We start from the raw sequence: 20,567 nt of genomic DNA, 5'->3' as shown, positions 1-20,567 counted from the left end.
TCCCCCACTGCCGGAGCGGGAACCGGCAACCCCGGTCATGCACTCCATTCGAGGGAACAGAATGCAAACCAACCACCGCAACGGCCTGCACCTGGACAGGCTGAGTGTCGCCCTGGCAACCGCCTTGCTGTTCAACAACGCTGCGTTCGCCCAGCAATCCCCCGCCTCGCCCCCCGACCCCGCACAGCCCGCCACCCCACAGGACGCGGCGTCGCAGGACGGCACCAGTGAGAACGCCGGCACGAAGAAAGCCACCGACCTGGACACCGTCCTGGTCACTGCGCGCAAACGCTCGGAAAACATCCTCAAGGTGCCGATGAGCATCTCCGCGGTGTCCGCGACCGAGATCAAGGAACGCAACCTGAGTAGCGTGACCGACCTGTACCGCACCATCGCCAGCGGCGCCAACGCCACCGGCGAACTGATCCTGCGCGGCCTGGCCGGCAGCAACAGCGGCGCGCCGGGCACCACCAACCAGTTCGTCGATGGGGTGCCGCTTTCGGCCGGCCTGTTCAGCGACCTCGCCGACGTTGAGCGCGTGGAAGTCCTGCGCGGCCCGCAGGGCACGCTGTGGGGCTCCAACGCCATCGGCGGCACGGTGCAGATCGTCACCCGCCGGCCGCAGACGGACAGTTTCGAAATGTTCACCACGCTGCGCGCGACCGAGACGAACAACGTCGAAGGCACCGCATTGCGCGGCGATGCCGGCCTGAACATCCCGCTCATCAAGGGCAAGCTGGCCGCGCGCGTGACCGCCAGCGTGTACGACACGCCACTGGCAATCGTGAATGCCGCCACCGGCACCCAGTCGAACCGTGAAGGCAAGTTCCTGCGCACCCAGCTGCAGTGGGAACCGACGGACGACATGCACGTCAACTTCAGTCATTTCTACATTTACAGCCACGACGTCGGCACCAACCGCGCCGACCGCTCGATCCCCGAATACCGCACCTTCGCGAGTGCCACGCCCAATGTGGACTCGCCCTGGGGTTACGACGTGAGCTACACCGACGTGACCTGCCGGCCGGGCGCGGAGCGCGCGGAGTGCTACTCCGGCGGCAACCCACGCGGCCACGCCGATCCCGTCTACAGCATCTACGAGTCGCTCGACGACTGGGACAACGACCGGACCAACCTCTACTCGCTCAGCTTCGACCACGACAACCTGTGGGGCTTCGCCTCACTGCACTACGTAGGCTCGTACCGCACCAGCGCCCACAGTGGGCTGGACAACTGGTCGCGCCTGGACATGGACGACCTGATCCATGCCTGGATCATCAACAAGGATTCGGAAAAGCGCGTCACCCACGAACTGCGCCTGCAGAACAACGAAACCCATGCCGGCTTCGACTGGACCCTGGGCGTGTTCCAGGACCGCACCTGGTCGAATCCGGAACCGGACCTGCAATGGGAGTACGAGGACAGCGACCCGGCCAGCATGGCCATCTTCTCCGACTGGAACGACTGGGCCTGGGAAGACTGGGAACCCTACGGCGTGCACAACGTCACCGAGATGAGCCAGTACCTGTGGGGTCGGCCGAACGCCAACTACCGCAACATCCTCTACTACTCCAAGCAGAACGAACTGGCGGGCTTCGGCGAGCTGACCTATCACCTGGACACCGGCATCGGCGCCTTCGAGTTCACCGGCGGCCTGCGCCACTTCCGCCTGGAGGACGCCTACTCCGGTCGCGAAGAAGGCATCTGGATCGGGCCGGAACCCTTGGACACCCAGTCCGCGGGCAGCGAATCGGGCAACCGCAAGAAGTTGAGCGTGTCCTACCAGCCCAACCAGAACCTCAATCTCTACGCGCTGTACTCGGAAGGCTACCGCCCCGGCGGCAACAACTTCCCGTCGCTGCCGCACGACTGCGAAGAAGACACGTACGCTGGCGCGTTCAAGCCGCGCTACAACTCCGACCAGATCGACAACTACGAGCTGGGGCTGAAGACCGCGGCGTTCGACAATCGCCTGCGCCTGGCCGCCGCGGCCTATCGCATCAACTGGAGTGGCGTGCAGGCCGAGATCTACATGCCCAGCTGCGGTTTCAGCTACACCGCCAACGCGGCGAAGGCACGCTCGGAAGGCGTCGAGGTGGAGAGCACCCTGGGCCTGGGTGAGCGCAGCCAGCTGACGTTCAACGCGTCCTACACGGATTCGAAGATGCTGTCCGACGTCGACTCGATCGGTGCGCACAAGGGCGACGGCATGGCGAACATCCCGCACTACAACGCCTACATCGCCTTCGACCAGGGCTTCACCCTGTTCAACCGCGAGGCGTTCCTCCGCGCCGACGTCAACGCCTACGGCAGCTACAAGTCGCACTTCATCACCAGCGACGATGACATGGTGGATGCGTACCACACCCTGAACCTGTCCGGCCGCATCCGCGTCAACGAGAACTCGGAGTTCTCCATCCACTGGGACAACGTGCTCAACAAGCGCTACGCGACCTACCGCTCGGCGCGCTCGCGCGATGTCGACGCAGACGGGAACGTCATCATCGACACCCGGGCCCCGCTGTATGAAATCTACGGGCCGGAAAGCAGCGTCACGCTGCGCTGGGAATACAGCTTCTACTGATCGCAATCGCAGGCGTGCTCCGGAAGGGCGGTGGTTTCCACCGCCCCTTCACCACGACTTGGCTAGTGCATCGCAAGGCGACAACGCGACGGGATCACACAAGCCCGCCAAACGGCGGGCTTGTGCGTTATGGAACCAACTTTTGCTTGCAGATTCACGTGACCGATCAGCCAACAGTTCTACCTAAGCCCCGCCCGCAAGTCGCGAGCATTGCAGCACATTGCGCCAAAGACGAAGCGAGGGAGGCGAAGCTCCCTCGTTTCGTATCCGAAAGCGCAGGCACCGCTGCAAAGGCGCGGCGCAGAGGCAGTCAACTTGGCTTGATAGCCTCCGCCCCCCTTGTCCCCCGCTGCAAAGGCGCAGCGCGCTCGCATGCTCGGCTAAGGCACGGTGAAGTCGCTGCAGTCCGGGACGGGCGAATCAAACTCATAACGACCGGTTGCAGGATTGAAGCGCAAGATCCTGCTGTAACTGCATTCATCGTTGACCACCGTAACAAGGTCTTCCTCTCGGAGCGGCGGATTGGCGAGAGAATCCGCGCTACGCGAAATGGGTCCCGGAAAGCTCGTGGCCTGCGTTACGTAACTGAACTGTGGCAGCGCTCCGGGCAACGACTTCGCGTCGTCCAAGGCCAGCGTCGCCGAGAAGTTGTATTCGTCGTGGCAGGCTTCCGCCCGATTCTTGACATCCTCTTCCGAGAAACAGGCGCGAATCATTACCGAACCACTCACCGGCACCGAGAGCACTTCCGCAAACGCCGCTTCACCACCGTAGGCGGCATCAACCTTGACCAGGCCAAGGTAATCAGCACTCGCCCCGCCACCCGAATATCCGGTGCTCAGATGCGTCACCACGCCAACGATTGCGATGTGGCGCCCGCGCTTGCCGTCGTCGTCAGCTTCCGGCATGCGCACGATGCGAGGCCAGAGCGTGGGTGATTCATCGCTGTCGCCCGCCGGCAGTTCGTGACGCCAGGTTCGCCTTTGCTCGACCGGCACCGTCTGATCGAACAACTCGAGCCACTGGCGTCCGGCCTGGGCGTCAGAGCGGATCCGCGCGCACCATCGCCGGTCCTGCGTGCAATGCATGGCCGACGAATCCATCTCCGCAGTCGCAGTCGCAGTCGCCGCCTCCGCGGGTATCGGCTCAAAAGCCTCGATCCGGTTTCCCGTCTGATCCTGTTCTGCTGGCGCCTCGGCGGCCACCGCAAGGCGTGGCCCCATCAAGCTGATACCGAGCGCAGTCGCGCAGACAACAGGCCGGAGAATCACGGAAAAATCAGTCTTTGGCATTGGTGTCGGAATAGTTGAGGTCGGACATCGGTTGCTCCTTTTCGGCGATTCATTCCACGGCCGTTGCTCGGCGAGGGCGCTTCCATCGTAGCCCGGGCAAGGCCACAGGCCGCACCCGGGGCTGGATCCGTTCGCGGCCTCCGATGAAAAGTCCCGGGTGCGCTTCGCTTACCCGGGCTACGCCGGCTGTTGCGACCAGTCGATGCTGTCCCCGCTTTCCTGCTCCTTGACGATGACGGAACACACGACGCGTAGCATCGGGGCCTCTGCCCGAGGTGCGAACGATGGCGACGATCAAGGCCTGGGCGGCACTGGCCGCCGGTGAACGCCTGCAACCCTTCGAATACGATCCGGGGCCGCTGGGTGCCGAAGACGTCGAGATCGCGATCGAGCACTGCGGCATCTGCCACTCCGACCTGTCGATGCTCGACAACGAATGGGGCATGACCGTGTATCCGTTCGTGCCGGGGCACGAAGGCGTGGGCCGCGTGGTGGCGATGGGGCCGCAGGCCAAGGGACTGGCGCTCGGCCAGCGCGTGGGCATCGGCTGGAACGCCTACAGTTGCCTGCACTGCGAACAGTGCGTGGCCGGCCGCCAGCACCTGTGCCGCTCGGTGGTGGGCACCATCACGGGGCGCCACGGCGCGTTCGCCGACAAGGTCCGCTGCCACTGGGTGTGGGCCGTCCCCATTCCCGACGCCCTGCCCTTCGCCGAAGTCGGGCCCTTGTTGTGCGGCGGCATCACCGTGTATTCGCCGCTGGAGCTGTTGGGCATCCGCCCCACCAGTCGCGTCGGCGTGTTCGGGATCGGGGGCCTCGGGCACATGGCGCTGAAGTTCTGCCGCGCCTGGGGCTGCGAAGTGACCGCGTTCACCTCCAGCGACTCCAAGGCCGAGGAGGCCCGCGCCTTCGGCGCGCACCGCGTGGTGTCCAGCCGCGACAGCGCGGCGATCAACGCGCTGGCCGGATCCTTCGACCTGATCATCGACACCGTCAACGCGCCGCTGGACTGGCCGGCGCTGTTCACCGCGCTGGCACCCAACGGTCGCCTGCACGTGGTGGGCGCGGTACTGGAACCCATCCCGGTGGTCGCCTTCGCGCTGATCTCCGGGCAGAAGAGCCTGTCGGGTTCGCCCACCGGATCGCGCGGCACGATCGACGCCATGCTCGGCTTCGCCGCCCGCCACGGCATCGCCCCGCAGACCGAGCACTTCCCGATGAACCGGGTCAACGACGCCCTCGACCACCTGCGTGCGGGCAAGGCGCGCTATCGCCTGGTGCTGGATGCCTGAGCAGGCGCGGCGCGAGGATTCTGCGCCCCAGTGGCGTCAGGAATAGCCGAGCCGCAAACGCGTTGAACCTGAGTGGGTGCAGCCGCGAACCTCGGAAGGTCGGACCGCGGACCTAAGCAGGTACAACCGTTGAGCAGAAAGGTCCGGTATCGGACCTGGGGAGGTGCAAGCGTGGACCTGGCAAGGTCCGACTTTGTACCCAAATGCTCGGGGCCTGGACCTTGGGGGGTGCAACCTTGGACCCAAACCGGTCCGACCTTGGGGCTGCAAAGGTGCAACCGCGGACCAAAAAGCTCCGGCACAGAACCTGGAGAGGTGCACCCTTGGACCCCGGGAGGTCCGGCGACAGAGTCTTGAGGCTGAAAGGCGGTAATGGGGCCGAATCAGCGCCCTGACGTTGCGTAGGGCGGCTTGACCGGCTCCGCCGTTGAAAGCCAACCCGCCCTACGGCCGTGGAAACGGATCCGGAAGCCGTAGTCGAAAACAGCGAGGTTGCTGAAGCGAGTCGCAGATACCCCGCGCTCATGATTGCCTCCGTCCCCTTTTAGCCGACCCCTTCTGAAGCACTCCACCGGGAAGCCATGATCGATCGCGAACAAGTCCAACGACACGGCTACGCCCTGCTGCGTCAAGCGATCCCGGCCGAGTGGCTGGACGATTTGCGCAGCGCGTTCGACGCGGGCGTCACGCCATCCGGGCAATGGCCCGTGCCGCGTGGACCAGGCTGGCGCCATGCGTTGCTGGACCTCGATGCGAAAGTGCAGGCCGTGTGCCGCTTGCCAGCGCTGTTGGCCGCGGTCGGCGCGTTGATCGGCGAAAGGTTCTTCCTCGCGCAGGTGGAGGGGCGCGAGCCCCTGGCGGGAGCGGGCCACCAGGGCCTGCATCGCGACCTGTCGGCGCAACGGCCCGGCGACACGGTGAACGTCCTGGCTTTCTTCGACGACTACGGCCCCGCGAACGGCGCAACGCGTATCGTCCCTGGCAGTCATCGCCCTACGCAGGGCGCGGCGCTGGTCGAGCTCGACGACGAAGCCCGGTCGATGCCGCTCACGGGCAGCGCGGGTGACGTCCTCGTGTTCGATGCCGACCTGCTGCATGCGGCCAGCCAGAACCACAGCGGCGCGCGCCGGCGCACGATCCTGATCGGCTACTTCGCCGAGCCCCGCCATGCCGCGCACCTCGCAACAGCGCACCTCCGCGGTGTCCGCATGGATACGACCGAGCGATTCGATCCGTAGCGTCGTAGGGCGCAGTCAACCTGGAAAACGTACTCTGACCACTGTTTCCGCGACTGGAGGGGCTGGCCATGAGTCATCATCACGGCGCATTGATTCGCACCATCTTCCACGACCCGGTCAGCGGCAACATCCATTGGCGTGAAGTGGAATCGTTACTGCACCACCTGGGCGCAGAAATCGAAACCTTGAGTGGCAATCGCATCCGCTTTCGCATCAAGCAGGTCGAGGCGATCCTGCATCGCCCGCATCGAGGCAACGTCCTCGACCGCAATGCCGTACGCAGCCTACGCGGCTACCTGGCCAGTGCCGGCGTGACACCGTCGCTGTACGAGCAGCGCGGCGAAGAGCCCGACCAGAAAAGGGAGGGAGGCGAGTAGCCTCACTTAATTGCCTCCGTCCCTATTGTTCCTTTTGTGCTGAGCGACGCTCTACTGCAACCGAAGTCGACTCTGATCCCTGTTTTCAGGGTTATGCTGGCTTCGGCTAGAACTGCAGATCCGAAATTATGTCGTCGAGCACGTCGTCGACACCATAAACGCGCTCTTTAGCTACGCGAAACAGTTCGGAGAAGCTCTCCATTGCTTCCTTATCGCCCAACTCCTTCGCGGAATAGCGAACCACGCTGACTCCGGACTGATCCCAATCGCGATCGTCCCATGCGGCCAGCGACTCGAGCGCTTCTCCGCCAGGATAGAAGTAGACTGATACATCATCCTTGGCTTTCATTACCGAGAACTTGTACTTCTCGTTGTAAACAAAGAACACCTCGTCGTTCGGCGTATTCCCGTGGCAGACGTTTGAGATCTTGTTAGCGTTGGCGATCATCGCATTGACTGCGGAAACGATCTTCATTTATTGGTTTCTCCAAGCGCATCAGCGAAGGTCGTCACATCGATGTGGCGCAGCTTCTCGCGCAACTGACTTATGAGCGCACGATGCTGAGGCTGCGATATTGGCGTCGCTCGATTGGTCGCCCGTTTTACCCGCTTTACGAACTCCGCACACTCCACGACCAACGCGGGATTTCCTTCAATTTGGCCGCACACGTCGTGCCATGTACTAACTATGTCGTCAAGGTGGTCGCCGTTGCTAGCGTGCAAATTGGCGAGGGCTTCGAGCTTCTGACGCAATTCCGCAAGCGTGCTTTGGTATGCAAAGTTCGCAATTGCCTTGATTGCAGCTCCAATTTCGCCGCGCCGGAAGAAGTACAGATAGAGCGCTAGGGCAGACGCCATCACGGTGAATAGGTCACCAAGAAAATCTACGATCGTCGTGACGGTCTCCATGGGGCCGCGAGTTGCCGGGGAGTTAATCGCCAGGATTAGCGTAGTAACAGCCAAAAGGACGAGCATAACTCGCCAGGCCGTCGAGCCTATTTGCTTCAACCCGCATCTCCCCAGACGCTCAACGCTGTGAGAACTCCAGAAGGCGCCAATTTCCGGCGGCCTTTACCGCGCGGCACCACCCCCACCTTCTTTCTTTCGCTGTTCAAACACTTACCTCACCCGCACTTGCTATACCCACAATTCAAACAAGTCGCACACCCATCCATGATCACCAGCGCCTTCGCGCTGCACTTGTGGCACATGGTGGCGGACGGCGGGAACGACACGCCTTCGCCGGTGACTTCGATGACTTCTTCGGTGCGGGCGTCGGCGTCGCCGCTCATGGCGCCGCCCATTTCACCGGCTTTGCCTATTTCACTGTTTTTTTTTGACCGGTCTTCGAACGCCTTGCGCTTCTCGGCGATCAGCGCGCGGGTGGCGTCGCTCATTTCCGGGTCGTGCATCAGGCCGATCGACTTGAGGTGCTCCTCGACCACGGCGCCGATCTCGGCGACCAGCGACGGCATGTACACGCCGCCGGCCTTGAAGTAGCCGCCGCGCGGGTCGAACACGGCGCGCATCTCGTCGACCAGGAAGGTGACGTCGCCGCCCTTGCGGAACACGGCGGACATGATGCGGGTCAAGGCCACGATCCACTGGAAGTGGTCCATGTTCTTGGAATTGATGAACACCTCGAACGGGCGGCGCAGTTCGTGTTCGGTGCCCGGGTTGAGGACGATGTCGTTGATCGTCACGTACATGGCGTGCTCGACCAGCGGCGTCTTGATCTTGTAGGTGGAACCGATCAGCACTTCCGGGCGCTCGACGCGCTCGTGCATCTGGATCACGTCGGCGACCGGAAGCTCGGCTTCGACGGTGGCGCGCGATACGGATTCCGCCTTGATCGCTTCCTTGGCCTTGTCGTCGGCGGTAACGACGGTGTAGCCCTTGATCTTCTTGTTGATCTTGACGGTCATCGTGCTGTCCTGGTGCTGCCTTGGGGGAGCCAAGTGGTTCAGTGCGGTCACCGCGCCCGCGCGGGGCGCGGTGACCAATCGGGGCTTTCTATTCTTGGTACTGCTTTGTACTGCGCTTACTTGCGGGCGGCTTTCTTCGCGACCTTCTTCGCCGGGCGCTTTGCTGCCTTCTTCACTGCTTTCTTTGCAGCCTTCTTCGCGGGCGCCTTGCGGACGGCCTTCTTTGCTGCCTTCTTCGCCGGTGCCTTCGCTACCTTCTTGGCCGCTTTCTTCACGGTCTTCTTTGCAGCTTTCTTCGCGGTCTTCTTGGCTGCCTTCTTGCCGGTGACCTTGGCCTTCAGCGCGGTGGCTTCCTTCTTGGCCGCGGCCGAGGCGGATGCGAGCTTCTTCTTCGCCTTGCTGACGGCCTTGCTCGCTGCCTTCTTCGCGGTGCTGGCGCGTTTCTGCACGGCCTTGGTTGCCTTGCTGGCGCGCTTCTTCACGGCGTTCACGGCGCCTTCGGCCTTGGTGGCGATGGCGGCGCCGACGTTGGACGCGGTTTCCTTCACCGTTTCGGCTGCCTGCGACAAGGTCGCCGTCACTCCATTCCCGTTGCTCATGTGCCCTCCTCGCGGGCGTTTAGGCCTTGCTGGTTTTATCGGGACAAACAATCGCAATTGCGGTGCTGCGAATCGATGCTACTGCTGCGGATCGGAGCTGTGTAGTGCTGTTTGATGTTCAGGTCGGGTGAAAGCACTCGCGCCTGCGGCGCTTGTTACCCCTCCCCGGCTTCCCGGCCATCGGGCAAGGCCCGATGGCGTTCGTCGAGGCGCGAGCCAGTGGCTCGCAAGCGCCTCTCCTCACCCCCTTCGCTGCGCGAAAGGGAGGGAGAAAAAGGCGGGCTTCAGAACTTGCCGTAATAGCCTTCTTTCAGTGCGTCGAACAGGTTGGCGGCGGTGTGCATCTCGCCGTCGTATTCGATCTGCTCGTTGCCCTTGACCTCGACCACGCTGCCGTCTTCCAGTTCGAAGCGGTAAAGCGTGTTCTCCAGGTCGGCTTCCTTCACCAGCACGCCCTGGAAGGCGGCCGGGTTGAAGCGGAAGGTGGTACAACCCTTCAGGCCCTGCTGGTGGGCGTAGCGGTAGATGTCCTTGAAGTCCTCGTACGGGTAGTCCGTGGGGACGTTCGCGGTCTTGGAGATCGAGGAGTCCACCCACTTCTGCGCAGCGGCCTGGACGTCGACGTGTTCCTTCGGGGTGATGTCGTCGGCGGAGATGAAGTAGTCGGGCAGCTTGGCCCCGGCTTCCTCGCTGAACGGCATCGCCTTGGGGTTGATCAGTTCGCGGTAGGCGAGCAGTTCGTAGGAATAGACGTCGACCTTTTCCTTCGACTTCTTGCCTTCGCGGATCACGTTGCGGCTGTAGTGGTGGGCGAAGGACGGCTCGATGCCGTTCGACGCGTTGTTGGCCAGCGACAGCGAGATGGTGCCGGTCGGGGCGATCGAGCTGTGGTGGGTGAAGCGCGCGCCGACGACAGCTAGCTCATCCACCAGCTCCGGGGCGACCGTGGCAATGCGCTGCATGTAGCGGCTGTAGCGCGCGTGCAGGGTCTTGCCTTCGATCTCCTGGCCGATCTTCCAGCCGTCCTTCACCATTTCCGGACGCTTGCGCAGCATCTCGGCGGTGACGGCGAAGCGCTCGTCCATGATCGGGGCGGCGCCCTTTTCCTGCGCCAGCGACAGGCCCATTTCCCAGCCGGCGACGGCCATGTCGCGGGCGATGCGATCGGTGAAGTCGCACGACTCCTTGGAGCCGTACTTCATCTGCAGCATGGTCACGGTCGAACCCAGGCCCAGGAAGCCCATGCCGTGGCGACGCTTGCGCATGATTTCCTTGCGCTGCTGTTCCAGCGGCAGGCCGTTCACTTCGACGACGTTGTCGAGCATGCGGGTGAACACGCGCACGACTTCCTTGTATTCCTCCCAGTCGAAGGAGGCTTCGTCCGTGAACGGCTTGCGCACGAACTTGGTCAGGTTGACCGAGCCCAGCAGGCAGGCGCCGTACGGCGGCAGCGGCTGCTCGCCGCAGGGGTTGGTCGCGCGGATCGATTCGCACCACCAGTTGTTGTTCATCTCGTTGACGCGGTCGATCAGGATGAAACCCGGCTCGGCGTAGTCGTACGTCGAGACCATGATCATGTCCCACAGGTGCCGGGCACGGATGTGGCCGTAGATCCTGCAGGCGACGAGGCCGTCGTCGCGGCTGATGTAGTTCTTGTGCGTCGGCCAGTCGCGCCAGACGACCTGCTCGGCGTTGGCCAGGTCGATGTCGCCGGCTTCCTTGTTGTTGATCGGGAAGACCAGCGGCCAGTCCTTGTCGCCGTTGACGGCGTCCATGAAGCCGTCGGTGATCAGCAGCGAGAGGTTGAACTGGCGCAGGCGGCCGTCTTCGCGCTTGGCGCGGATGAAGTCCTTCACGTCCGGGTGCGAGACGTCGAACGTGCCCATCTGCGCGCCGCGACGGCCACCGGCCGAGGACACGGTGAAGCACATCTTGTCGTAGATATCCATGAAGGACATCGGGCCCGACGTGTACGCGCCGGCGCCGGCGACGAACGCGCCGCGCGGACGCAGGGTCGAGAATTCGTAGCCGATGCCGCAGCCGGCCTTCAACGTCAGGCCCGCTTCGTGGACCTTGTCGAGGATGCCGTCCATCGAATCCTCGATGGTGCCGGACACGGTGCAGTTGATGGTCGAGGTCGCCGGCTTGTGTTCGAGCGCGCCGGCATTGGACGTGATGCGGCCAGCGGGAATGGCCCCGCGGCGCAGCGCCCAGACGAAGCGCTCATACCAGTAGGCCTGCTTCTCGGCATTGGGCTCGGCGTCGGCCAGGGCCCGGGCGACGCGCTGGTAGGTGGCGTCGATGTCGGCGTCCACGGCTTCGCCCGACTTGGTCTTCAGCCGGTACTTCTTGTCCCAGATGTCCTGGGATGCCGGCTGCATCGGGATCTCTTCGTTGGAGCGAGCCTGGTCGGCCATGGGGGATTTGACTGCCTCGAGGCGTACGGTGCTCATGCCTGTCCTGTCTCCGTAGTGGCGCAGGTCGGGCCCGCGTCCATGTTGTTCTTATGATTGTGTGCTGCAGGTCACATACCCCGAAAACGCCAACAGGCCGGCCTGCGATGCTTCCCCTGATGCCTCCGATGGAGATCCAGACTGGCGCCGCGACTGCGTTGGTTTTCGTGGTCACGGGCCGGTTGCCGACCCATCCTGCTCCTGCCGGCCGCCGATTCCACAGCGCTTCCGGCCGTTGCCTGAAATTCCCAAGCTACCCCTAAGCTTGGGTTCCTTTCGCCTACCGAACCACAAGATGTAGTGGCTGGCAGGGGTCCAAACCTAAACCCGGCCCCAGACCAAGTCAACCGTTTTTTTGTTCCGCGAAGCCGCGCTGCGTGAAAACGCCGGCGCCCGTTCGTCGATGCCGCGCCGGCACGAAACATGCCAGCTGCGCGGAGGGGAATGGGCCGCCCAGCGCGGGCCCTAGAAGCGTCCGTAAGCGGTGTCGGCGGACAGACCCATGTGCGCGGCGATGGCGCGGAAGCGGGGCTCGCGGCGCAGGCTGTTCCAGCGCGCGTCGACACCGAGGAAGGCCATGCGGATGTCGTGGGCCTGCTGGGCACGTTCGAGCTGGTCGAGGGCGGCGCCGGTCTGCCCCAGGGCGGTATGCACGGCGGCCAGGCTCGTGGCGGGGATGTATTCGGTCCGCGCGCGCGCATCGAGTTCGCCCAGGATCGCCTCCGCCCGTGCTCGGTCGCCCGCGGCGACGTGGGCGATCGCGAGTACCGCCAGCACCTGGCTGTTGCGGTGGGAACGCTCGGCGGCGCGCTGCAGGTCGGCGAGGGCGGACGCGGTGTCGCCGCGATCCAGGGCCAGCCCGCCACGGATCAGCAACGCGATCCAGAAGTCCGGCTCGAGTTCCAGTGCGTGTTCCACGCGGACCTGCGCTTCTTCCGGCATGCCCGCCGCACTGAGGAATCCGGCCTCCAGGGCGTTGATGAGCGGCGACAGCGGGTCCAGTTCGCGCGCCTGGCGTGCCTGCGCCAGTCCTTCGTTGAAGCGCCCGGTGTCCACCAGCAGGTGGGCCAGGCTGAAGTGGGCCTCGGCCAGGCTCGGATTGATCTCGATGGCGCGGCGCAACTCTGCCTCCGCTTCGCGCCACTTCCACTCGTGCAACTGCAGATAGCGGCCGCGCGCCACGTGCGCGGCGGCCGAATCGGGGTCGATGCGCAGCGCCTGCGCCGAGGCGGCGGCCGCCAGTGGAAACACCTCGTCCGGTGACCGGTCGTAGTGGGCCATGAACATGTACGCCGTGGCCAATCCCGCATAGCCGCGGGCGCAGACCGGATCGCGGCGGATCACGTCCTGGAACGCCGCGATGGTATCGATCGCGCGGCGCTGCAGCTTGTACTGGGCACCGATCAGGCCGCGATAAGCCTGGGAATCGTCGCCGTCGCAGGGGCTGGCCTCGCGCTCGGGCGCCACCGGCGGCTGCACTTCCAGCGCGGAGGCGACGGCATCGGCGATGTCGTCCTGCAGGGTGAACACGCGATCGGCGCCGGCATCGAACGTGCCCGACCAAAGCGCACGCCCTTGGGCTACCGACAACAGGCGCGCGTTGACCCGCATCTGCTCTCCGATGCGCTGCGCGGAGCCCTCGACCACGTAGGCGGCGCCCAGCTCGCGGCCGGCGGCAAGGGCGTCGGTCTCGCGCGCGGCCAGGCGCTGGCTGGAAGCGAGCGAGCGTACGCGCAACGCGGGCGACCGGCTCAACCGGGTGACGAGTGTGTCCGCGAGCCCAAGCTCCAGAAGCTCGTCGCGCGGCGCCGCGGTGATCGAGCGGAAGGGCATCACCGCCAGTGTCACCACCGGAACGGGCGCCCGCGGCGGTGCCGTGTCGCGCAGATGCCAGGCGGCGATCGCGAACAGCGCGAGGGAGAACAGCAACGCGCCCAGGCCGGCGACGCGGCGCTGGCTGGCGATGTCGGCGTCGCGTGGCGACGCAGCCACCGGTGGCGCTGGGATGGTGGGCGCTGCCGGCGCAGGCGTGGCGGCCTCATCCGCTCCAATGTCGCCCGCGTCGGCGACGAAGCGGTAGCCGCGGCCGGGGATGGTGACGATGTAGCGGTGGTCGCTGCCGTCGGTGCCGAATGCGCGACGCAACGCGGCGATTGCCTGGGTGAGGTTGTTTTCCTCCACCACGCGGCCGGCCCACACGGCGGCCATCAACTCGTCCTTGCCGACGACGCGGTCGCGGTTGGCGACCAGGAAATCCAGCGTGTCGAATGCCTTCGCGGTGAGCGTCACCGCCTCGCCGCCGGCGCCGCGCAGTTCACGCGTGCGCGTGTCGAGGACGTAATCCTCGAAGCGGTAGCGACGGAAGGCTGAGGCGGGCATCGGGTTCATATCTATTCAGAGGAATTCACCGGCTTTTCGTAGCGAATCCGGCCATGGTCGCGGGAGTCTGGTGCTGGAGCGCGGCGGGAGGTCCCGCCGCCCGCACGGAGAACGTCCATGAAACGCCGCAATCTGATGCTCAACGGCTGCCTGCTCGTGGCCTGCCTGTTCGCCGCCCTGCCCGCCGGCGCGGGCGGCCCTGCCACCACAGGCGCCCTGGCGACCCCGGCCAACCGCATCGTCGGCACCTGGGCAAACGAAGCACGAATCGGCCCCTGCGGTGGCGCGGCCGGCGCCCCGGGGAGCCAGACCCTGCTGTTCAACGCGGGCGGCACGTTCCTGGACAATCCACGTTTCCCGCCTGCGGGCATCCCGGTACCAGGCACCACCCAGCGCCGCTATCGCAGCGTCGGCGTGGGGACCTGGAGCCTGAACCCCGACAACGGCCAGTACAGCGTCGACCAACGGTTCGACTGGTACCTGGACAGCCAGTACGACGGTTACCAGACAGTACACCGCACGATCCTGCTCAGCACCGACGGCAATCAGGCCGGCGGCCCGGTGATCACGCGACGCTATGCCGCGGATGGCTCGTTGATGTCGGAAATGTGCGGCTCCGCGCTGTCGACGAGGATCTGAGCCTCCGGACTGGGCACCGGCTGCATCCCCCACTCCGGTGTCTCCAGGAACCGAAGCGCCCGAAACGTCCGATAGAAGGAAACCTCCCATGAACCGTCTGATTCCACTCTCGATGATCACGCTCGCACTCGGTGGCATAACGGGGCTGGCACAGGCCAGGGAACCCGCGCGACACAATGACCTGGACGGCGATGGCCGCTCGGACCTGATCTGGCGCAATGCGGCCACCGGAACGATCGTCTACTGGTCCCACGCCAGTGCCGCCGTGGCCAGGTACGTGCAGGTGGACCATCTCGCCAGTTCGGTTCCCTCAGGCTTCGATTTGCGGCGCATGAGCCCGGCGCTCACGATTGGCGAAGGCATTTTTTACTCGCCTCGTGGCACGTTGCTGGTGCGCGACGCGGGCACCGGCTTCGACTTCGACCTGTTCCCGCATAACGGGAGCACCGGCTATTCCGCATACAAATCACTCGGCACGTCCGATTGGAAAGCGGTCGGCGCCGGCGATTTCGACGGCAACGGAACGTCGGACGTGCTCTATCGCAACCAACGCGACGGCCGCAATTTCCTGCATGCGGAAGCGGCGTGGGCCGATTGGTCCGGCGTCTATCCCGTTGCGTCGGTCTCCAACCTCGCCTGGACGGTGGCCGGGATCGGCGATTTCGATGGCGACGCGCGATCCGATGTCCTCTGGCGCAACGCCACTACCGGGCAGAACGCGATCTGGCGCTCGGGCAACGCCGCGACCCGGCTAGGCATCGCCTCCGTCCGGGACCTGGACTGGAAGGTCGCAACGGTCGGCGATTTCGACGGCGACGGCCGTTCGGACATCCTGTGGCGAAACACCCGCACGGGTGCCAACGCGATCTGGAAGTCCGGCAACAACCTGTTGCGGCAGGTCGTGGCGAACGTCATCGACCAGCGGTGGCAGGTCACCGCGACGGGGGATTTCAATGGCGACGGCAAGTGGGACCTGTTCTGGCGCAACTCCGCGACCGGCGCCAATGTCATCTGGAACTCGGCCAATTCCGCGACCCGGCAGACACTTCCCTTGGTCGCCGTGGCGTGGGCCACGATGATGTGACTGGCATCGTTCCGATGCATGGGAGGCGGACGCGTAACGATCGGAACCGTCTTCCGACGCCGGGCTCTCATGCTCCGCGCGGGGAACAACGTAGCCCGGGACCGATCATTGCGCGGGGCAAGGATCGGGCCGCTGCGTAGCACCTACGCCGCGGTTGACGATCCTTGGAGCCCGGCAGCGCGCAGTGGCGACCTGCGACGCGGCGCTCGCATCGGAACGCGCGCCCGATTCATGCCCGATTTCATCCCCGATTTAAGCAACGGTGCGGAAGATGGGAATCCCAGTGCCCGCCTCGGCAGGGTTCAGTTACTTGAATCCAGCCAGGGGCGCCACGACCTTCCCTCGATATCCGTCGACCTTCTGCCCATGCGCACCGCCAACAAGACCCTGCTCGCCCTCACCGCCGCTGCGGCTTTCGGCGGCTTTGCCGCCACCGCGATGCGCGACGCCATCGACACGCCCGCCGATGCCGCGCCGCTTCCGGCCGCAGCCCCCGCCGTGCCCGCTGTCGCCGCCCTGCCGGCCGCCGTGGGCACCACGCCCCTGCCCTCGCTGGCACCGATGCTGGCGCGGGTCACGCCGACGGTGGTGAGCGTGCACACCAAGCAGCGCGTGCGGGTGAGCCCATTCGGGGACGACCCGATGTTCCGCCGCATGTTCCCGCAGCTCACCCAGGAGCGGATCGCCGAGTCGCTGGGTTCGGGCGTGATCGTGGATGCGCAGCGCGGCCTGATCCTCACCAACCACCACGTGATCGAAGGCGCCGACGAGGTTTCCGTCACCCTCAGCGACGGACGCACGCTCAAGGCCGAGTTCGTCGGCTCCGATCCCGACACCGACATCGCGGTGATGCGGATCAAGGCCGATGGACTGGTCGCGCTGCCGCTCGCCGATTCCAGCCAGCTGCGCGTGGGCGACTTCGTCGTCGCGGTGGGCAATCCGTTCGGCATCGGCCAGACGGTTACCTCCGGCATCGTGTCCGCGGTGGGCCGCAGCGGCCTGCGCGGGCTGGGCTACCAGGACTTCATCCAGACCGATGCGTCGATCAATCCCGGCAATTCCGGCGGCGCACTGGTCAACCTCAACGGCGAGCTGGTCGGCGTGAACACCGCCAGCTTCAATCCGCGCGGCTCGATGGCCGGCAACATCGGCCTGGGCTTCGCGATTCCGACCGCCATTGCGCGCGGCGTGATGGACCAGCTGGTCGCCACCGGTGAGGTTCGGCGCGGCACCCTCGGACTGGAAGCACAGAGCGTGGACGCCGGCCTGGCGCGCGGGCTGGGCCTGGACGAAGCCCGCGGCGCGGCAGTGACGCGCGTGTTCGGCGGATCCGCTGCGGCGGCAGCCGGGTTGAAGGCAGGCGACGTGATCGTCGCCGCCAACGGCGAACGCATCGACGACCGCAATGCGCTGCGCAATTTCGAAGGCCTGCAGATGGTGGGCAGCAAGATCGCGCTGGACGTGCTGCGCGATGGCAAGCCGCTGAAGCTGACCGCCAGCCTGCGCGAGCAACCGCGCGCATTGGCCGGCAATGACCTGGATGCACGCCTGGACGGTGCGACGTTCGCCGAACTGCCGGCGTCGCTGCGCCAGTCCGGCGCCGGCGGCGTGCTGGTGGAATCGGTCGCGCGCGGCAGTCGTGCGGCGCAGAACGGACTGCAGAAGGGCGACGTCGTTGTCGCGGCCACTGCGGGCAACTTCGACGATTTGCCGGGCTTCCGCGCCAGCTTCACGCAGGCACCGGCACAGTTGGTACTGCGCGTGGTGCGCGGCGGCCAGCGCGGCGACCTGGCGATGCGCTGAGCAGCACTGCACCCGTCCGGTAGAGCGGCGCGCGGAGGATCACCTTTGCGAAGGGATCACCTTTTGCAGAGCATCGCCTTCGCGCGCGATCACGTCACGGCGGCACCTGCGCAGGACACCGTGGTACAAGCAGCACGAGCAGCGGCAACACCGCCGCCCCGTCGTCACAGGAGCTCCCCCATGAACAGCAACTCCACCGATGGCCTGAAGTCCCACCTCGGCGAAGCCGGCGGCCACCTCAAGCAGGCCGCAACCGATTCCGGCGATGCGCTGCGCAACGCCGCCAGCGCAGCCGCCGACGAACTGCGCCTGGGCAAGGCCAACGTGAAGGCCAGCCTCGCCGATGGCGCGATCGCCGGACTGAGCGCAGCCGAACAGGCCGGCGGCGCCGCGAAGGAGCAGATGGACGCCCTGATGGACAAGGGTCGCGACCTGATCGACAGCGCCTCCGAACTCATCCGCGAACGTCCGCTGGCATCGTTCGGCGTGGCCTTCGCGGCGGGCTGGATCATCGCCAAGCTGGCGCGCAGCGGCGACAAGTAAGCGTCGGGCGGGCTTGACCCGCCGTACGACCTGCGCGGAACCTCCATGCTCGGCGCGCCTGGACCCACGCAGCGCCACCGCGGACTGCGATGGCGCACGATGGGGCGGGGCGATGTTCGCCCTGGTGCGAGATTGGCGCGACTTTAATCTGGCGGGCCAAGGCCCGCCCTACGGATGATCGAACTTGGACGAACCGCGCGACGACGATCCCACTGCGAAGCCGAGCGCATCGCCTGCGCCGGACCTCGCCGAGTCGCTGCGCCAGATCGGTGGCGCCGGCCACGACAGCCTGGGTGCCGCCGTCGATGCGGCCAAGGCGCTGCGCAGGCTGGTCAGCGCGGACCTGTCGCTGGCCCGCAGCGCCTTCGGCCGCGCGCTGGCATTCACCGGTGTCGCGATCGCCTTCGGTGGTTCGACCTGGATGCTGCTGATGGCAACGCTCACCGCGGTGCTGCACGACGCGCTGGGCTGGTCGTGGACGCTCTCGCTGGCGGTGTGCGCACTGCTGAGCCTGGCCGTCACCGTGTTCGGCGCGTGGCAGGCGATCCAATACTTCGATTACACGCGACTGGAAGCGACGCGCCGGCAACTGGCGCGGCTGGGCATTGGCGAGATGTCCGACGATGACCTGCCGGGTCCGGATGCGTCCGGATCGGCGCGTGAAGCGCGCGCGCCAGACGCACAAGCCGGCACCGGCGCGGACGCCACGCCATGAGCTTCAAACACCTGATCACCCGGGTGCGCCGCGCCGAGGACGTGCTCGAAGCCCACCAGCGTCGCACCGTCGCGCATTGGCAGCAGCTGACCGGCACCTGGAAAGCGGCATGGACACCCGGGCGGCTGGTGATCGCGGGACTGGCAGTGGGCTGGATGTTCGGCCGCGCCAATCCGCTGCGCCGGCTCGCGCGCGGCGGCGACCTGATCCAGGTCTTCACCGCGTTGTCGGGCTTCTTCTCCAGCGTGAGCGCGCAAGCCGCGGCGAGCGAAGCCAGCAACGCAGCGCACGCCGCTGAGGAAGTCGCCGAAGGCCAGGCGTCCATGGACGCGTCCATCGCGGACAGCACCGCGGATGAGGCGATTGCGACCGCCTCGACCGCACGACACGCTGGCCGTTCCGGATAGCCTCGTAGTCACACTCGCACCGACCGTCCCAGGATCCCCGTGCCTCCCACCGCGCCCGACACTGCACGCCAGGACGGCCCGAATGATGCCCGTCCCGCGCACGAACCGCGGCCGCGTTCGTCCACCGCCGCAGTCGTCATCGCCATGTTCTGCGTCGGCGCCACGTTGTGGCTGGCGCGGGAACTGATCGTGCCGGTATTGCTGGCGATGTTCTTCGCGCTGATCGGCAATCCGATCATCCGCGCGCTGCAACGCCTGCACATCCCGCGGTTCGTGGCAGCGCTGGTGGTACTGGTCGGCGGCCTGCTGCTGGCCGGCACGCTGGCGACCCAACTGGCCGAGCCGGCGCGCGAATGGGTCGGCCAGGTGCCTGCGCAGGTCAAGACGCTGGCCCCCAAGCTGCGCGAGATGATCAAGCCGGTGCGCGAAGCCAATCGCGCCGCCGAGAACCTCGCCCGTGCCGCGGGCGGCGAATCGCGCCCGGTACAGGTGGTGCGCACCGAGGCCGATGATCCCTATCGCGCCATATTCACCACGCCGCGCGTGCTCGCCTCGCTGCTGGCAGTGGTGCTGCTGACGTTCTTCTTCATGGTCTATGGCGGCAACCTGCAGCGCAACGCGATCGCGCTGCTGCCCGGTCGTCACCAGCAGAAACTCACCGTCGACATCCTGCGTTCGATGGAGCAGGAGCTGTCGCGCTACGTGCTCGCGATCAGCGTGATCAACCTGGTGGTGGGACTGGTATTCGCGCTGGCACTGCTGGTGCTCGGCATTCCGCTGGCGGACGCGCTGCTGTGGGGCACGATGGCCGCGCTGCTGAACTTCGCGCCGTACGTGGGCCCGTTGATCGGCATCGCAGTGATGCTGCTGATGGGCCTGACCACGCTCGACGGCTGGCAGGTCATGTTCCCCGCCGGCATCTACCTGGCCCTGCACACGCTGGAAGGGCAGATCGTCACCCCCATCGTGCTGGGCCGGCGCATGGCGATCTCGCCGCTGATGCTGATCCTGGCGCTGCTGGTGTTCGGCGCGTTGTGGGGCATCGTCGGCCTGCTGCTGGCGGTGCCGCTGCTGGTGTGCATGAAGCTGGTGCTGGCGCGGATCGAGGGGATGGAGGGCTGGGCGCGGCTGCTGGAATAGCTGCAGCCTCGTAGGGCGGGCCTGGGCCCGCCTGCGCTCCGGCCACCGTCCATCAACAACCACCGCGACTGACCTGCATATCGTGGGAGCTCGATGG

The 20,567-nt window shown here is 65.8% G+C and carries 18 protein-coding genes; 11 read left to right on the top strand and 7 right to left on the bottom strand.

What is annotated here, in order from left to right:
* Window positions 1–61: 61 nt before the first annotated feature.
* Window positions 62–2,584 (top strand): TonB-dependent receptor, encoded by a 2,523-nt coding sequence (locus tag ACYVD7_RS04220; protein WP_460759451.1) that lies wholly within the window; start codon window positions 62–64, stop codon window positions 2,582–2,584.
* A 380-nt stretch (window positions 2,585–2,964) separates the two neighbouring features.
* On the opposite strand, the gene ACYVD7_RS04215 is transcribed toward ACYVD7_RS04220, so the two are convergent.
* On the bottom strand, window positions 2,965–3,876 hold the full coding sequence (locus tag ACYVD7_RS04215) for a hypothetical protein (protein ID WP_460759449.1): 912 nt from the start codon (window positions 3,874–3,876) through the stop codon (window positions 2,965–2,967).
* 284 nt (window positions 3,877–4,160) lie between these two features.
* Between ACYVD7_RS04215 and ahr the strand changes: the two genes are divergently transcribed.
* From ahr to ACYVD7_RS04200, 3 genes are all read left to right on the top strand, one after another.
* Window positions 4,161–5,168, top strand: a complete 1,008-nt coding sequence (ahr, locus tag ACYVD7_RS04210) for an NADPH-dependent aldehyde reductase Ahr (protein WP_460759446.1) — start codon at window positions 4,161–4,163, stop codon at window positions 5,166–5,168.
* Window positions 5,169–5,749: 581 nt separating this feature from the next.
* The gene (locus ACYVD7_RS04205; protein WP_460759443.1) at window positions 5,750–6,406 is read left to right on the top strand and encodes a phytanoyl-CoA dioxygenase family protein; all 657 of its coding nucleotides are present in this window, start codon (window positions 5,750–5,752) and stop codon (window positions 6,404–6,406) included.
* Between the two features lie 68 nt (window positions 6,407–6,474).
* Window positions 6,475–6,783: a type II toxin-antitoxin system HicA family toxin gene (locus ACYVD7_RS04200; RefSeq protein ID WP_460759441.1), complete on the top strand. Its 309-nt coding sequence runs from the start codon at window positions 6,475–6,477 to the stop codon at window positions 6,781–6,783.
* A 106-nt stretch (window positions 6,784–6,889) separates the two neighbouring features.
* On the opposite strand, the gene ACYVD7_RS04195 is transcribed toward ACYVD7_RS04200, so the two are convergent.
* From ACYVD7_RS04195 to ACYVD7_RS04170, 6 genes are all read right to left on the bottom strand, one after another.
* Window positions 6,890–7,258 (bottom strand): hypothetical protein, encoded by a 369-nt coding sequence (locus tag ACYVD7_RS04195; protein ID WP_460759438.1) that lies wholly within the window; start codon window positions 7,256–7,258, stop codon window positions 6,890–6,892.
* The gene (locus ACYVD7_RS04190; RefSeq protein ID WP_460759436.1) at window positions 7,255–7,692 is read right to left on the bottom strand and encodes a hypothetical protein; all 438 of its coding nucleotides are present in this window, start codon (window positions 7,690–7,692) and stop codon (window positions 7,255–7,257) included. Before ACYVD7_RS04190 ends, ACYVD7_RS04195 begins: the two co-directional genes overlap by 4 nt.
* A 215-nt stretch (window positions 7,693–7,907) precedes the next feature.
* The gene (locus ACYVD7_RS04185; protein ID WP_460759434.1) at window positions 7,908–8,708 is read right to left on the bottom strand and encodes a TSCPD domain-containing protein; all 801 of its coding nucleotides are present in this window, start codon (window positions 8,706–8,708) and stop codon (window positions 7,908–7,910) included.
* A 116-nt stretch (window positions 8,709–8,824) separates the two neighbouring features.
* On the bottom strand, window positions 8,825–9,307 hold the full coding sequence (locus ACYVD7_RS04180) for a hypothetical protein (protein WP_460759431.1): 483 nt from the start codon (window positions 9,305–9,307) through the stop codon (window positions 8,825–8,827).
* 284 nt (window positions 9,308–9,591) lie between these two features.
* Window positions 9,592–11,760 (bottom strand): adenosylcobalamin-dependent ribonucleoside-diphosphate reductase, encoded by a 2,169-nt coding sequence (locus ACYVD7_RS04175; protein WP_460759429.1) that lies wholly within the window; start codon window positions 11,758–11,760, stop codon window positions 9,592–9,594.
* Window positions 11,761–12,225: 465 nt separating this feature from the next.
* A complete protein-coding gene (locus ACYVD7_RS04170; protein WP_460759426.1) occupies window positions 12,226–14,139 on the bottom strand; it encodes a winged helix-turn-helix domain-containing protein in 1,914 nt (637 codons plus the stop codon).
* Window positions 14,140–14,256: 117 nt separating this feature from the next.
* Between ACYVD7_RS04170 and ACYVD7_RS04165 the strand changes: the two genes are divergently transcribed.
* The 7 genes from ACYVD7_RS04165 to ACYVD7_RS04135 all read left to right on the top strand — a co-directional run bounded on the left by ACYVD7_RS04165 (window position 14,257) and on the right by ACYVD7_RS04135 (window position 20,470).
* Window positions 14,257–14,778 carry a hypothetical protein gene (locus tag ACYVD7_RS04165; protein WP_460759424.1) on the top strand — a complete coding sequence of 174 codons (522 nt, stop codon included), beginning with the start codon at window positions 14,257–14,259 and terminating at the stop codon, window positions 14,776–14,778.
* Window positions 14,779–14,866: 88 nt separating this feature from the next.
* A complete protein-coding gene (locus ACYVD7_RS04160; RefSeq protein ID WP_460759421.1) occupies window positions 14,867–15,862 on the top strand; it encodes an FG-GAP repeat domain-containing protein in 996 nt (331 codons plus the stop codon).
* Window positions 15,863–16,228: 366 nt separating this feature from the next.
* Window positions 16,229–17,665 (top strand): Do family serine endopeptidase, encoded by a 1,437-nt coding sequence (locus tag ACYVD7_RS04155; RefSeq protein ID WP_460759419.1) that lies wholly within the window; start codon window positions 16,229–16,231, stop codon window positions 17,663–17,665.
* Between the two features lie 180 nt (window positions 17,666–17,845).
* Window positions 17,846–18,208, top strand: coding sequence for a hypothetical protein (locus ACYVD7_RS04150; RefSeq protein WP_460759416.1), 363 nt, complete (start codon window positions 17,846–17,848; stop codon window positions 18,206–18,208).
* A 184-nt stretch (window positions 18,209–18,392) separates the two neighbouring features.
* On the top strand, window positions 18,393–18,923 hold the full coding sequence (locus tag ACYVD7_RS04145) for a phage holin family protein (protein WP_460759413.1): 531 nt from the start codon (window positions 18,393–18,395) through the stop codon (window positions 18,921–18,923).
* Window positions 18,920–19,330 carry a hypothetical protein gene (locus ACYVD7_RS04140; protein WP_460759410.1) on the top strand — a complete coding sequence of 137 codons (411 nt, stop codon included), beginning with the start codon at window positions 18,920–18,922 and terminating at the stop codon, window positions 19,328–19,330. Before ACYVD7_RS04145 ends, ACYVD7_RS04140 begins: the two co-directional genes overlap by 4 nt.
* Before the next feature lie 144 nt (window positions 19,331–19,474).
* On the top strand, window positions 19,475–20,470 hold the full coding sequence (locus tag ACYVD7_RS04135) for an AI-2E family transporter (protein WP_460759809.1): 996 nt from the start codon (window positions 19,475–19,477) through the stop codon (window positions 20,468–20,470).
* The last annotated feature ends 97 nt before the right edge of the window (window positions 20,471–20,567 follow it).

It is taken from the genome of Lysobacter fragariae, from assembly GCF_054779775.1.
This window is presented reverse-complemented; position numbering and strand designations above follow the sequence as displayed.